Annotated in this window: 17 protein-coding genes; all 17 read right to left on the bottom strand. The window is 31.9% G+C overall.

What is annotated here, in order from left to right:
* Nucleotides 1–324: 324 nt before the first annotated feature.
* Nucleotides 325–1,275 (bottom strand): hypothetical protein, encoded by a 951-nt coding sequence (locus DWW96_RS03555; protein WP_117909136.1) that lies wholly within the window; start codon nucleotides 1,273–1,275, stop codon nucleotides 325–327.
* Between the two features lie 76 nt (nucleotides 1,276–1,351).
* Nucleotides 1,352–1,606, bottom strand: a complete 255-nt coding sequence (locus DWW96_RS03550) for a hypothetical protein (RefSeq protein WP_117909134.1) — start codon at nucleotides 1,604–1,606, stop codon at nucleotides 1,352–1,354.
* 98 nt (nucleotides 1,607–1,704) lie between these two features.
* Nucleotides 1,705–3,651: a UvrD-helicase domain-containing protein gene (locus tag DWW96_RS03545; protein WP_117909132.1), complete on the bottom strand. Its 1,947-nt coding sequence runs from the start codon at nucleotides 3,649–3,651 to the stop codon at nucleotides 1,705–1,707.
* A complete protein-coding gene (locus DWW96_RS03540) occupies nucleotides 3,636–5,735 on the bottom strand; it encodes an AAA family ATPase (RefSeq protein WP_117909131.1) in 2,100 nt (699 codons plus the stop codon). The genes DWW96_RS03545 and DWW96_RS03540 overlap by 16 nt, the downstream gene beginning before the upstream one ends.
* A gap of 512 nt (nucleotides 5,736–6,247) precedes the next feature.
* Nucleotides 6,248–6,391, bottom strand: a complete 144-nt coding sequence (locus tag DWW96_RS13950) for a hypothetical protein (protein ID WP_158562643.1) — start codon at nucleotides 6,389–6,391, stop codon at nucleotides 6,248–6,250.
* Between the two features lie 290 nt (nucleotides 6,392–6,681).
* Complete coding sequence (locus tag DWW96_RS03535; RefSeq protein WP_117909129.1) at nucleotides 6,682–7,317, bottom strand: ATP-binding protein; 636 nt, start codon at nucleotides 7,315–7,317, stop codon at nucleotides 6,682–6,684.
* 190 nt (nucleotides 7,318–7,507) lie between these two features.
* Nucleotides 7,508–7,852, bottom strand: coding sequence for a hypothetical protein (locus DWW96_RS03530; RefSeq protein WP_117909126.1), 345 nt, complete (start codon nucleotides 7,850–7,852; stop codon nucleotides 7,508–7,510).
* Between the two features lie 12 nt (nucleotides 7,853–7,864).
* A complete protein-coding gene (locus DWW96_RS03525) occupies nucleotides 7,865–8,443 on the bottom strand; it encodes a hypothetical protein (RefSeq protein WP_117909125.1) in 579 nt (192 codons plus the stop codon).
* Between the two features lie 7 nt (nucleotides 8,444–8,450).
* Nucleotides 8,451–8,900 carry a hypothetical protein gene (locus DWW96_RS03520; RefSeq protein WP_117909123.1) on the bottom strand — a complete coding sequence of 150 codons (450 nt, stop codon included), beginning with the start codon at nucleotides 8,898–8,900 and terminating at the stop codon, nucleotides 8,451–8,453.
* A gap of 5 nt (nucleotides 8,901–8,905) precedes the next feature.
* Nucleotides 8,906–9,229, bottom strand: coding sequence for a GNAT family N-acetyltransferase (locus tag DWW96_RS03515; protein WP_117909121.1), 324 nt, complete (start codon nucleotides 9,227–9,229; stop codon nucleotides 8,906–8,908).
* 230 nt (nucleotides 9,230–9,459) lie between these two features.
* The gene (locus DWW96_RS03510) at nucleotides 9,460–9,783 is read right to left on the bottom strand and encodes a hypothetical protein (RefSeq protein ID WP_117909119.1); all 324 of its coding nucleotides are present in this window, start codon (nucleotides 9,781–9,783) and stop codon (nucleotides 9,460–9,462) included.
* A 104-nt stretch (nucleotides 9,784–9,887) separates the two neighbouring features.
* Complete coding sequence (locus tag DWW96_RS03505) at nucleotides 9,888–10,397, bottom strand: hypothetical protein (RefSeq protein WP_117909117.1); 510 nt, start codon at nucleotides 10,395–10,397, stop codon at nucleotides 9,888–9,890.
* A gap of 22 nt (nucleotides 10,398–10,419) precedes the next feature.
* The gene (locus DWW96_RS03500) at nucleotides 10,420–11,205 is read right to left on the bottom strand and encodes a class I SAM-dependent methyltransferase (RefSeq protein WP_117909115.1); all 786 of its coding nucleotides are present in this window, start codon (nucleotides 11,203–11,205) and stop codon (nucleotides 10,420–10,422) included.
* Nucleotides 11,206–11,268: 63 nt separating this feature from the next.
* Nucleotides 11,269–11,865, bottom strand: coding sequence for a hypothetical protein (locus DWW96_RS03495; protein ID WP_022089309.1), 597 nt, complete (start codon nucleotides 11,863–11,865; stop codon nucleotides 11,269–11,271).
* Nucleotides 11,866–11,893: 28 nt separating this feature from the next.
* Nucleotides 11,894–12,490: a GNAT family N-acetyltransferase gene (locus DWW96_RS03490; protein ID WP_243003012.1), complete on the bottom strand. Its 597-nt coding sequence runs from the start codon at nucleotides 12,488–12,490 to the stop codon at nucleotides 11,894–11,896.
* 675 nt (nucleotides 12,491–13,165) lie between these two features.
* Nucleotides 13,166–13,327 (bottom strand): hypothetical protein, encoded by a 162-nt coding sequence (locus tag DWW96_RS13945; protein WP_158562641.1) that lies wholly within the window; start codon nucleotides 13,325–13,327, stop codon nucleotides 13,166–13,168.
* Between the two features lie 76 nt (nucleotides 13,328–13,403).
* On the bottom strand, nucleotides 13,404–14,888 hold the full coding sequence (locus tag DWW96_RS03485; protein ID WP_117909111.1) for an AAA family ATPase: 1,485 nt from the start codon (nucleotides 14,886–14,888) through the stop codon (nucleotides 13,404–13,406).
* Between the last annotated feature and the right edge of the window lie 125 nt (nucleotides 14,889–15,013).

The following is a 15,013-nucleotide window of genomic DNA, read 5'->3' as shown; positions in this document are numbered from 1 at the left end:
CAGAGCCAAAGTTTTTAGATAATATTTACTACTCGATGATAGTTGCTACTTTACCTGAACCTACTGTTCTACCACCTTCACGGTCCTATCGGAAAGAAGCAGTAACATTTTTGTTTCTGTTTTATATTCTTTAATCCACTTATTTTACAAAGTATTCTGTATTAATCTTTTTTCTTTGACGAAAGTGTATCAAATGTGTATCAGTGTGATTCGTTTGATTGTTCACCTGAGAATATTATAGAATGTGGTGTAGGATTTGTAAATGGAACTGTAAAAAATTTAAAGAAAATTAATTGTCGCCCTTTATTACTACTTTTAATCAGCCTATTTCTTTTTACCGAATATCTTATACCAAAAACTTGATTTGATTTTTGTATTTTCTTGTTCAACATTTTTTAATTTTGTATCAAGATTTAGGATATCCCCCTTATACAAATTAATATCTTTATTAAGCAGTCTTATCTGTTCTTTAAGTTCTTTATTTTCGTCGATAACTAGCTCATACAATTTCTTAACATGATGCAGTTCTGTTATCGTTTGTTCCTTTTCTTTCTTTTCTTCTTCATACAACTTAGTTCTAAAATATTTTCCGGAAATAGGATCTACCAATAGTTCACCATAGATATATCCCGCATTGTCACCTTCTAATTTATTTTTTATATCAATAATCTGTTTTTCTTCATCTTCAGCATCACTAAAGTTTTCTCTAATCCGCCACTTATTGACAGTAAATTCAAAACATGCAAGTCCCTTCTGTTTCATTTGATTTATCTTTTTATTATCTACTGGATGAGTATCATTAATTTCAATCGCTAGCTGCCCTTCCCATTTTTGTACATAAATGGATGGTTCTGCGTGTTTAAAATGTACAAGTAAATCTACAATACGCCTACTTCCATTATCCATAATGACAGTTTCCTCTTGCAGTATTTCGTCAGGATATATTGTCAATGCTTCACCTTTCCATCTAATTTCAAGATGCTTGATTCTAGAAATACATTCTTTAAAAAATTCATGTCTATAGGACTCTTCACTTCCCTCTCCTCTATGTTCAAAATCCGCATTATAATATCGAAAGTAACTATTCTCAACTATCCCATGCTTTCCTGTTTGAAAAATCAACCTTACCTTGTTTTCGGATTTCTTACTTATACTAAATATTTTATCTTTATATTTTTCCCAAAGTACTGGACGATTTTGTTTCATATCTAAAGCATCCCAGATAGTAATTCTTTTATATTTTCCGTCTATTAGCAGATCTGCTCTTGTTTTCAAAAATAGTCATCTCCTTTTGTAAACTCTTCTTCACAATCATTACTATAATACATTTCTCTTCAATGAAAATCTCTTGTCAATATGTTCTATATTCATCTAACATCTTTTTTAATACCATTGCATTTTCATATTCCTCTTTAAAAGCATTCTCCCGATAATTATCAGGTAGTTCCATATATAGTAAATATACATCTTTCAAATACCCCTTCCCATTTGCCCATTTTGAAACCGCATACTTCGTAAAATTTTCTTTCTCTTTCGATGATGAAAACAACAATATGCATTCTTCAAATTTTTCTCGTGCATATTTTTCTCCGTCGTTTGTAAACATTTAAGCAAATTTTCTCTTAAGTTCATCGTATCACAATTCTTATAACCGAAATGTAAATCCGAAATAACTACCCAATGCACTAATCTCCACTTTCTTTCCTACATAGTTACCTCAAAACCACATTCTTCAAATTTAGCTCTAAGTCTTCTTTCAAAACCAACTACATCCTTCCTATTAATAATGACACATAAATTTTTCCTTGCTCTAGAACATCCTACATAAAACAATCTATACGCACTTAATGGACCATATACTAGATTTTCCCTAAGGCATTCCCTTGCTTTAGTCACACCTTTTTTACTAAAATATGTTGTAAAATTAGGTTGTAATAAGACATTAAAATATCCATTATCAGAATACTTATCTTCAAATTGTTTTAACTTTGCGTATATATCGTTCATATAAATATTATATTCATTGCTTTTCATATCTGTACATTTCATTCCAACCACTTCACTTATTTCTTGTATTAAATTTTTATACTCATAATAAAACTTTTCAAATTCGGACAAATTAACTTCTGTTGAACTCCATAGTTCAAAAAACTTAGTCATATTTACAACGGGATTACGGCTACTATTTGCTGCCAGAAATATAACCGTATCATGACTCTCTCCTTTTACCCCATGCTGTGTAGATATATGAGGTTCTTCAAGATATTTCACTAAATTATGAAATTCTTCCATTGATACTCCTATTACATCAGAATAGTCTTCTTCTCCAATAATTTCATCTAAGTATTCATCGTCAACAAAATCCATTTCTTTGATATCTATTAGAAATTCGGCAATGCTCTTTTCTCCATCTTCATATTGCATCATTACTTTTTCCAATAATTCTTTTACTTTCTTTTTATCACCATGTTGTTTTACTGTGTATTTTGAGACGTTTAAAATCTTTTTATTATTCTTAATGAGTCTTATGACATTTCCATATAGACCGCATCTATAAGCCACATCTATTCGCTCACATAAGAACAGCAAAGAAAAAAGATTATCTGGATTTTCCTCATCATAATTTGATAATATATCTACTGCTCCATATTTTCTACCAAAACCATACTTCTCCATACTTTGAACTGCTTCATATAGTTTTCCTGCGCCAATACTGTAAAACCGTTCCCTATTAAGCAAATACAAGACTAATGCTTTTGGATATTCTTGCTTTATCTTCATACATATTTCTTCTGGCGAAGACGAAATAATAACCTTTGGTAAAAAACTCATATTCTCATCTTTGTTCTTTCCATAAGGAATTTGCTCATATGATTCGTCATTATAAATATAATTTAAGATGGATACTATATATGGTGTTGTTCTATAATTTGTTTGCAAATTCATCTCCCGATTTAAACTCAAAAATTCTTGTTCAAAACTTCCATCATATGTCTTATATATCTGTTGCATTTTGTCGCCAAGCAAATATAGTTTTCCCTTTCCACCTTTCATAGCTTCGTAGAAAATATGCAAAACATCTGCTGATGTATCTTGATATTCGTCAATAAAAACAAGTTGATATTTATCTCTTATTTTTCTTTTTACGATAGGAAATTTTTCAACAACTGCTCTGGTAAATGTTATTAAATCATCATGAGATAAAGCCCCTCTATATAATGAATTATAGGGAGCCTCAGTATAAGAGATTTCTTGAATATTTCTATACACAGTCTCAGCATCAAGTTTCCCATATTTTTCTATATATCTCTGATTACCTTCTTGTATATTTTCTTTTCTCTCTATATTTTCAATTCTTTCTTGAATTTCATTTTTATAAATTTCCCAATAAAGTTCAATAACCTCCTTATGAGAAAAGAAACTACTTACAAAATAATTAATAAATGAATGTATTGTGCCAAAAAAAACATTCTTGCTATCTATATCCTTCCCCAATTCTTCTGCTGCTCGGTTGGTATATGTCACACATAAAATATTATCATTTGGATTTTCTCGTAAATGTCTTTCCACCATTCTTCTTATTGTTGTGGTCTTTCCGCTACCAGCCGGAGCATTTACTAAAAAAATATTATTCTTTATTCCATCAGCCATTTCAATCCCTCACTTATATAATTAGGTTCCATTTTTTCAACGAAACCATTTAATATTACTGAATACATAAAATCTGTTTTATTTCCCGATGTTGAATTCAATATATTTCGTAATGAAAATTCTGAATCTTTTTCGCCATTCAAATTATTAGGAACAGAATATTTTAATTTTGATTCCTTTTTCTTTTTTCCCCATTCACTTCGTCTCAATTTCATTGAAACATCAAAATCAAAGAACTTTCCCAACATGGCTTCTTCAAGGGTTCTGGAATATCCATCAACAGCAGCTTGATATGCAACATATATTAATCCATCATCTAGAATATTCTGCTTTTCCTCATACCATTTATATAGTTTTTCAACATTTGGATCGTCCGAATTAAACTCTTGATAAAAATTCTTTATTGTGGAATTAGTAATATCTGATTTTTTGATTTCATCTGGATTTATTAACTTTTTATTATAGTCTAAATCGGTTATAATAAGCGTTTTTATATTCAACAAATTAATTAACTTACGATAATTGTATGCATACGCACCTCCCACCTGAATATAGGCAATGTATTGTTGACTTAATTTTTTATACTTTGGCAGTGTCATTAATTTTTTTATTAATAATCTTTCCGTGTCTCCTTCATACAGAATTGCCTTATCTGCAAATACAATTTCCGAATATCCAATTTCAAAGAACCAGTCAAAAAAGTTTGCAAGTTCTTTATCTTCTGCATCGTCTGACTGTTTTAATGTTTCAACCAAAAGCGCTGGATTGTATAAATTACTTGTAAACGTTCCAATTTTTCGTATTACTCTCAAATGGGATATTCCAGCTACTCTTACCATTTCATTAGAATGAGTTGTTATAACTCCTTGCAATATCTTTTTTTGATAATACTCTAATAGGTATTTTATAAATACTTGTTGCATTTGAGGATGCATGTGAGATTCTGGTTCTTCAATAAAAAATATGTTTACTTTCAGAGGATCCATACTTTTTTCGTATTCTTGTAATTGGAGATGCATATAAATCATATTACTATATCCCAATCCCTGAGAAGCTTCCCCTAAAAAATAACCGTCAACATTATAAGTTGTTTTCGTAATACGTTGTAATAAATCACTTATATCCTCCTCTGAAACATTCATATCAAGCATCAGTTCTCCTGTCTGTCCCCCATTTGTTTGTTCCAATGCTGTAATAGTATCTTGTAAAGAGTTTAACGAAGTTTCCCTCACTCGTTCCTGTATTTCTTTCTCCTGTATTGGCTGGAGTAATTCATCTGGCAAATTTCCTATCAAATCATTCCATTTATCATCCATTTTGACCATCTTAATCATTTGTTTACTTAGCATATGTGAGTGATCATAGTCTTCATCATCTAATGGTCTGCTAGCCATAATAGATTTAATATTAAATAAATTCTTTAATTCCTTTGCGTCATCCATTTTACACTTATTGGCATATGAGCTATCGCAAAAATAACAAGTAGGCTTAATAGAGTTTATATATAGCTTCACCAATAATTCTTTCAAGTAACGTTTTTTTAAATCAATATTTGGATCTGTCAATTCCTTAAAACGCTTTTTTATTTTTTCAAAATTTTCCGCAATATTCTTTCCGAATATGTTCCTGCTTATTTCATAACAATAAATAAAATAGAACGAATGCTCATTTTCATCTAAATCCATAATATAATCTGCAAACAGCTTAATGTCATCTGTATTTATATCATAGTCCACCTGAATATATATTTCCGTGTTTTCCAATACTAACTTTTCCTCTTCTTCAGATTCAGGTAATATTTTATCAAGTAAATCTGTTTCTATCTCTTCTACATTTTTCTCATCACAAAAAAATTTTTCAAACAAAGGATATACTTTATCAATCCATTTTTTTATATTTTTTGCTGGAATATCTGTCTCTTTATATATTGTTTTTTCACTGGAAAGCACATTTTTTATCAATGTAATCAATGATGTTTTTCCACTATTATTAGCACCCGCCACAATAGTTACATCATTATCAAATTCAAGTTCAGCATGCTCGAATTGCCTGTAATTTTTTATAATCATTTTTTCTAGTTTCATTTGTATACCTCCAATATTTCTACGCACTCGAAAGATTTTTTAGTTTATTGCCTATGCTCTAACATAAAAAAGCAATAGACAGCACCCAAATCTACGAGAGACTATTTCTCGTTAGATTCAGATACTGTCTATTGCTCTTAAATAGAAACTTTATTAATTAACCACTACCTAATAAACAGCATCATCACACTACTCCCCCGCAAATTTTTCTTTCATCAATTGACTTCATTTTACAATATTTAGCTAAAAGTGTCTACCTATGTGATAAAATTTTTCAACTTATTTTTGATAAGTTTGGATTACATTTTCTTTTTGCAAAATGTAAAAATATATATCCCTTTCCTTTAACTAGCTAGATTATTTGAAATTCTTTCATCATCACTTTTCCTGCATTACTGATTTCATAATCTAGAATCTCCATAACTTCCTCCGTCCAAAGACTTGATTTTCATCTAATACTTCAAACAACTTCACAATATTATTTTTCATAATTCGTGTTGTTGCAGAATTTTCTAATACGGAATTAGTTTACCAAATAACACTTTTTGCTGAGTATTTGACACTTTTATAGTATCGTTTAACACTTTTTCTATTCCAACAGGCACTTTTTTGTCATTTAAAACAACACTCTTATTTTTTACCGTCATGTAAAACATAAAATCCTTCTGCTAAAATTCTGATACTAGCAATCCTTCTTTTTCCAATTTCCGATACATACGATCAACACCTTCTCCAAACTCCTTGATATACTTATATGCCTTACAAAACTCTGCAATTTTCGTATCTCTTGAAAAATAAGTGGTGAGGACATTTGCTTTTCTGAAACTTACAGAAACTTAAATTCTTTTCAATATTTTATATTTCCCCCTATTTTAAGCCCTTTTCACGTTCCCATTTCACGATTTAAGTATTTTTTGCAACTTAGCGAAACTTAATGAAACTTAAATTACGCCCAATGAGGTATATATTTCATATATCTCGGTGCCGTATTAGGATCTAATGGCTTAATCAGACCTTTTTCAATAGTATCCTTAATAACTCTTGATATTTTCACTTTATCTTTATCAGAAAGTCCAAAAATTTCCCTTATATCTGCATTACTAATTGCTGAAAAATTGACATATGCTAAGCATGCCTGCATATAGCATGTCCTAATTCTATCTTCTTTTGTAGTAATATTAAACGGAACCTTTGCAAATAGGACAACTTTTGTAAATTGATTATTTTGATTTTCTATTCTCGGTGCCAGCATCTCGTTATGACTTGTAGCCGCAACGATTTTGTCAAATCCACTTCCACGTTCTTCGCAAATACCACATTTATGCATAAACCCTGCCATATTCTCATTTCTCGATACCGGAACAGTATCAACAATACGCTCAATAGACACCAATGGCGAACCTGCATTAGAGAATTCAATTCTGTCACTAAAAATCTCAACCATAGGATTGGTTCCCCTCTGTTCCAGTGACTGGTGTATCATCGTATTTGCCAACAATTCACGAATCGCAATTTCTGGGAAACTCAGAACAGACTTTCTTGTAGATTCAACTATCACTTCTTCCTGTGGGATAATAGTCATAATATACTGTATAATATCTTCATATGCTATTGCATATCCACTAACAAATTAACGATTTAAAATCTTCATAGACTTCTGGTGCAATTCCAAATTTATTTTGAATAAAATCTACATCACACAACATTGTTTTCTTTCCTCTGTAACGCAGAACATTCACTGACTCATTGATTAACTGAAAATAATCACTGTCTCAAGATGAAATCAGACAGGAAATTTTTCTACTATATCTTATCACATAACTGGCAATCACATCATCCGTTTCATACCCAATGACCTCTGTGTGTTTGATTTTCATAAAGTCCAAAGCCTTATACACATATGGTAGTTGAGAGAAGGGATTTTCTTCCTCTGGAACATCTGTATAATCAATTCGATTTGCTTTGTACTCCTCCACAATATCTTTGCGGTCATTATGCTGCTCACTATCCAACAAATCCTCATTCAATCCCGGAACTCGTCCTAATGCATTTTTCGCTTCTAATATCATAAAAATCATATCGTCACGATATTTTTCTTCATACTTAATTATTTTCATCCTCAAATCCTTTTACCGTAAACCATTACTGAAAACCCAAGAATAAAACAATTCTTTTTTAGGTTTTACATAGTCATACTCCATTTTTATTGCCTTATGTTCAATTATCTCTAACGCTTCTATGAAAACCTGCTCAACTGTTTTTTCTGCAATATCCAGTTCAAACTCATTCACCAAGCATTTTCTTGCATTAATTTTTTGACTCATTTTCTCTAACAATTCAAAATCTATAAGTCCATTTCCTCTATTTTTCATCTGTTCATAATTTTGTCTATAATCACTGCAAACAAGTTTTATCGTAATATAATTAAATCCTTTGAACACCTCTGGAATATCTCTTGTTCTTAAATCGTCAAAGTCTAGGGCAACAATATTTCTTATGCCAAGTTCCCAGAACTTCTTCACTTGAGCCACACTGGACTCCCAACAAACCCGCTCTTCAAACAAACCCTCATCAACACCTTCAGGCACTCCGAACTCTGGAATCATACTCATTTCAACATACGCTCCCTTATAATGTTCATATAATTTCTTTGCTAGTGTTGTTTTTCCAATACCACTGGCTCCTATAATAAAGATAAAATCTCTCATATTAAAATCATCCTTTTTGTTCAAAAACTAAAACTAACTTTTGTAACATCTCTTCTGTAAGATTTTTTGTTGATGGAATATGGACAAAGACTACATGTCCATTCATCTTTTTGAACATATAAAAGTAGGCTTCATTACATAAATAATGCGTCGGATTGTGCGATACACTGTATAGGATTGCATTATTTTTCAAACTTTCTTCTATTCCATGTAACTGCATTTGCGTATAAAGTCGTTCTCCTTCTTTCTCTGCACATTTTTCTATACGAACCGAATCCTTTAATGCTTTATCCAATCCAAACATATAAACCTGTTCATATTCTCCCACCAGATTTTCAATATCCCTTTTTAATCCCTCAAAGGAGTTTGTCAGAAAATATTTTTCTCCTTGAAGATTCTGAACTAATTTGTTAGAAGAATTATGAATACCTTTAAATCCTACATATAATGTTTTCAAATAACCTACTCCAATCTCAACTTTTTTGCAAAATTTATCTGCTCCTTCTTCTTTTCAAAACCAATACTACTATAAAACTTGTGTAATTCTTCTTGTTCTTTTCCAGATGTAAGCCTGATAGCATCTGCACCAATATTCTTCGCCCATTCTTCAACCGAATCCATCAGTTTTGTTGCAATTCCATTGTGTCTATATTCCTCTAACACTGCCAATCCCATAGTGTTTACCATTGAATTTGCGTACAATAAATCATACTTTGTTGCATGAACATAACCAACCACTAAATGTTCTATTTCAGCCACAAAAATTTTTGGGTTACCATCACACAAAACTTTCTTTAATTAATATTGTGTCTTTTCTTCTGGATAGTCATATCCCATTGTATATTTATTGATTCTGCAAATAAATTCCGTATCTTTGTTCGTCGCCTCCCGAATGACATATTTCATTTCGCAATTTCCTTTTTCCTTATTTGTACCATAATTTTCATAAACTTCAAATCCTCTGAATTAGGATTGTCAATTCTAAAAGTACATCCGCAAACTTTTTCAAACTCTTTTCAAAAAATCACTTTCCGTGTACCACCACTACACGAACCGCAATTTCCACATAAATCTACATGTTTCCAGGCAAGTTCCTTAATTTCTTCATCCTCAGAAATTTCTTTCAACCATTTTGAATCCATATCATCTGACCATACAGTCCAATGATTTTCCGGTTCTTCTGGATCTTTTATTAAAATAAAACAGATACCTTCATTCTTATATTTTATCAAATAATAAATTTTATCTTTCCAATAGCCATTGTCCTTAACAAATATAAATTTTTCTTTTTCCAAATAATCAACAAAGTCTAGGGCGATTTTTTGTTCATCTAAAGACAATTTTTCACAGATATAATCTTCAATCTTTATTTCATTGATTTATTATTTCTCCCATTATATGTTAAATTTTCCTTTTCAAATATCCACATGTAAACGGGAAGAATTCAAATCCTTCTGGCAAATCTTGCAATCTCTTCCACAGTTTCATCAATCGTCAAATATGTATTATCTATGTAAAACTGAAATTTTCCCGCATTTTCTTTAAACCAATTATTATACTGAATCTGCCCTGTGATAAACTCATCACTTCCGCACATTCTCTCTGCCGGTCTGGCTTTTAACCGTCTCGTAATTTCATCATCAGAACAGGTCATCCCAATAAAGAACGTAGATGCTATTTCCGATGGAATATGAACCTTTCCATAGAAATCATAGGGATTCATACAAGTTACAAAAAGCAGATTTTTCTCGCCTGACATTCTTACTGCCTCGGCAATACAATCATCACTGAACTTTGCTTCATTTTCCGTTCCTGCATAATCCCACCAATTAATGCCAACTTCATCGGTGTCAATACAGGCATAATTTTCTAATAATTTTTTCTTATTGAGTTTCTCTTTTATTGTGGATTTTCCAACACCACATGCAGAACTTAGCACTATTAATTTCTTCATGATTTTCCTTTCAATTTCGCATTTACTTCACTAAAATATCTAACGTATGATTACTTAACCCTATCACATCACTTCTTTCGCATATAGAAAAATGGTATTTTAAATAGATCTCATATACTTCATCGGACCATTCCTCAATCCGCTCTTTGATATAGTTCGAAAACATATCTGTTCCAATAAACTTAATTCTAGTTAATTCACATTTTTCACTTAGTCTTTCAATATCTTCTACTCTAACTAATTCAAATAAATCAGCTGGTTTGGAAATACAAGCAAAATCGTCCGTCAACATATTATTTGACAAACTCTCCAGCATATTATTGCCATCGTCAGCAAATGCCCATTGGATTATCGTTGGTTCATTCATGCAGTAAGCCACGAAAATATATCCATCCTTCTTCAAAATCCTTTTTGCTTCGTTCAATACTTGTACTTTATCTTCTTCGTTGTATAAATGATACATTGGGCCCAAAATAAGTATCGCATCAAAGTAATTATTGTCATAGACTGATAAGTCTAAGGCATTTCCCTGTTTGATATCTATATGTTCATTATCCGTCAACTTAGATTTGAAAACTTCAATATTATGTTCTATTAATTCCATTGCCTGCACCTGATAGCCTTCACGTGACAATGCAATAGAATATCTTCCGGTTCCCGCTCCAACCTCAAGAACTTTTGCTCCCGGCTTTACATAATCATGTATGTATTTCATCGTAGTAATGAATTCAACCTTACCATGCTTTGATGACAATCTTCCATCTTCATCATATAAATTATAATATTGCTCCAAAAAATTATTTTCCATCATTCGTCTCCTGCATTTTTCAAAGTGATATTTTTTGTTTTTCAACATCATTTATTGTTTAATCTATTTCTTCCGATATATCTTATACCCCTTGCAAAATAATTCGACTACATTTTCTTTTCTCACAGATACCTTCCCTGTACTTCTTGTAGCATCTATAATAATTATTTCTTTTTTCTCATCATCCACAAACTCTTTGAAAAACATAACATGACTTCCTATTTTAGCTAATACATCTCCCTGCTGAATTTCATCAATGCTTTCAATTACATTTGCGTAATCAGGAATAATTCTCGTAGATATTTTTTTAGGCAACTCCCAACACACAGTCAACAAGCCAGAGCAATCTACTCCTACACAATCGTAGCTTACGTCTCTTGATTTATCTTCCGGTACATTTCCAACATATTTTCCTTCGGAAATTCCTTTTTTAAACTCCTCTATAGTAGAAGCTAATCCCCATCCGTATGCCACACCTATATTTTTTTGATTCGGTTTCCACCAACCACAGTTCAAAATTTTACCTTTCCAAGTGGTATCCGGTGTATCTACTTCTACACCATTAGAATCTGTCCCATGCTTTAAATTCTTTTCTGTTGCAATCCATTCGTAGTTAGCATATTCTAATGCTTTCTCAATAACTTTTTTACCCCATTCCATATAAATATCCTCCCGATAATAAAATCTTTTATTTTTGTATTTTCTTTCTTGCAATCAAAGCATTAGGAATTTCAATAATATCAAATCCCTTATTTACATACATTGATTCAGAACCACCACAATCGTTTATAGAAAACTCTCCTCGTGACGGATACCCTTCAATATAATCGTATCCATTTTTCTTTGCATACTGACAGGCACAATCCAGCAGTGCTTTTGCAATTCCTATCCTACGCATATCTGGCTCAACGGTAAAGCATACAATAGAAAGTATTTTATCCCTTTCATCAACACCATTCCAACTATATGGATCCGTTTCCCTGCTTAATCGAAAATAATTATCTTTTGTGTCTGCATTACAAAATCCAACAATTTGATTATCATAGACGGCTACAAAGCCATTCAAGATACCATTTTCTATCAATTCTTTTGCATAATCTCTTTTACGATACGGTCTTTCATTCTCCGGCATTAGACTCCGCTCCTGCTCATGCTTATCCGTCCAATGATGCCAGACGCAATAACAGCCTTTTTGAATGTTTCCATCAGAAAATGCTCTATGCTCAAAATAGTCAATGTAATCATCTGACATATCTTTTGTGAGTTTGCACACTTTGAAATTCATAAAAAATACCTCCTTGCTTGGATATTCATGTAACAAACTAATTCTTTCCATTCTCAAGAAATGATAGGTAATTCAAACCATTCCATATCCACTGCTTCAATTCTACCATACGCATCAATACATTCACACCCTAATTTTACCAATCTTGCATCTTCATTTCCCAGTTTTTCGCTTTAATAAAATTTTTCAAAAATTACCCATTTTTCCCCTTACTGTCCTTGGCAAGATACGCACTTTGTAAAGAAAAGTGCCTCTTGCTAGGGGAACAGCCCCTAATACCCCTGCTCCATACGGAAATATAGTGATATCCATATAGGAATAAATTTTCCACTATAAATTTTCCACTATAAATTTTCCACTATAAATTTTCCGCACGGATTCCATATGATTTTCCAATTTCCACTACTAATAAACTTTAACAACCATACGGTTAAACCATACAACAATGGATTTTCCGCTATTGGATTTCCGGATGGTTTCTATACAGAAATCTGAAATGCACTACATAAAAAGAAACAGCCAAAATTTCACCTTTGACTGCTTTCATTTCTTATTTTATCTTCATTTTCCTATGAGCAATTACTTACCAATTCTATTGTTTTTCGTCACGGAATTTTTTTGGGTAGTTGTCACTCACCCCGTTTTCCTTTCTTTTTAATTTATGAGGCTTTTACCTCATTTTTTGTTTTTTTTTTGTTTTTGATTTAACCATTCTTCTTCTAAAAAACTCCAGTCTTTTTTTTGCCATCGCTTCGGATGACTTTTCCTTGCCTCTTCATAGACCTTCTTCCTAATTGTCAGAAAAAAGGCATCCCCAAACAACTCTGGGAATGCCATTCATTCATGCATACATTTCTTAATGATTGCTCTGCAATCCTTAAGCTCGCGGCATTCATAGAATGCCCACTTAAATTTATACAAGCAATTCTCTTATCATCTTTGCGTTAAATTCAACTGAATCCACGTCATTTACTTCTATCTGATATAAAGCGTTTGCAGCTATATGTTCTGCTGCCTGCTCTAAATCTCTTATACCACTTGTATTCTTATAAATTTCAATAACTTCATCTAATGCTTCATCTGTCATAATGCATTCATTTTCCTTAAGACTCATACGTTTCAATACTTTTGGAAGTGCAAATTTAGAAAAAATAATCTTCTTTTCTTCTGATGTATAATCAGGAATATCTATAACTGCAAATCTTGACATTAATGGAGCACTAATCTGATCCTTTTCATTTGCTGTAGCAATAGGATAAACACCTACTGTAGGAATCATACATTCCATGTAATTGTCTGTGAAGCCTAAATTGTCAAGAAGCGTAAGCAATACATCTGCAGGATTTCCATTTCCTTTTCCTGATGATGCCTTATCTAACTCATTAATAATAAATACAAGATTAGACTCTCCTGCCATTGAAAATGCATCCATAATAATTCCCGGTTTCGCATTTGAATATATACGTGAACTTCCTGTAAGTTGTTCAGGGTCATTAATTGAGCTCATATCAAGTGTTGTCCATGGAAGTCTTAATATTCTTGCAACTGCATATGCAATCTGTGATTTTCCTGTTCCGGCAGGTCCTACTAATAAAAGTCCATATGCAGGAAGCGTATGTGTACGATTAATCTGAATTATTGTTTCCATAATTCTCTGTTTAACACGTTCCATACCATATAACTCTTCATCTAATATTCTACGTGCTTCATCAGGATCAATTGCTTCAAAATAATTATTCTTCCATTGAATATTCATCATTATTGAAAGTGCTCTTTGTGCATGATGTCTTTCCTCCTGAGATACCTCGCTTGAGCGTGCAACTGCAAGATTTCTTCTTGCCCATAATCTGATATTATCAGGTAATGTTCTTCCGGCGCAATTCATAAAATCAGTGATGCTTTGAATACTTGTAAGCTTCATGCTGTCTCCTTCTTCATCCATATCATCATCAATGACTTCTTCTGAAGGTGCATTACTTGCTAACAATCTGTCAATCATAAACTGAAGGAATCCGTCTTCTGCTGATAGTTTTGTACCACCACCTGATAAAGTTTCTCTAATCTTATATACTGCATAACCTTCTTCGTTATTTTCTCCCGAAAGACGAACATTAATATGATTTTCTCCTAACCATTTAAGCAAGCTTACAAATCTTGAATCTATCTTTAAAATATCAGCACTTACAATACCATCATCTTCGTTAAATTCAAATGAAGTTCTTTTACATGGATTTGTAAAAATTCCACTTGAATGATGGTTCCATTTCTTCTTACTATTATCAAGCACCATTATAGGTTTATCACCTGTTGGAACTGAATTGTTCGATTGAAATGTTGTGTATGTACATATTGCTTCTTTCTTATCTACAGGTGCGCTGCTAAAATCAAATACCGGCATTTGTTATCTCCTCTAACTTATTAAAATAAAGTAACTTACTTCTTAAAAATTGTTACTCTTCCTTTATTCCACAACGTATTTTACTATTTATTTTGCAAATGAACAACCATTGATATTATTTTTTG

It is taken from the genome of Eubacterium sp. AF17-7, from assembly GCF_003461285.1.
GTDB lineage: Bacteria > Bacillota > Clostridia > Lachnospirales > Lachnospiraceae > Eubacterium_U > Eubacterium_U album.
The sequence above is the reverse complement of the archived record's forward strand: the minus strand, read 5'-3'. Positions and strand labels throughout refer to the sequence as shown.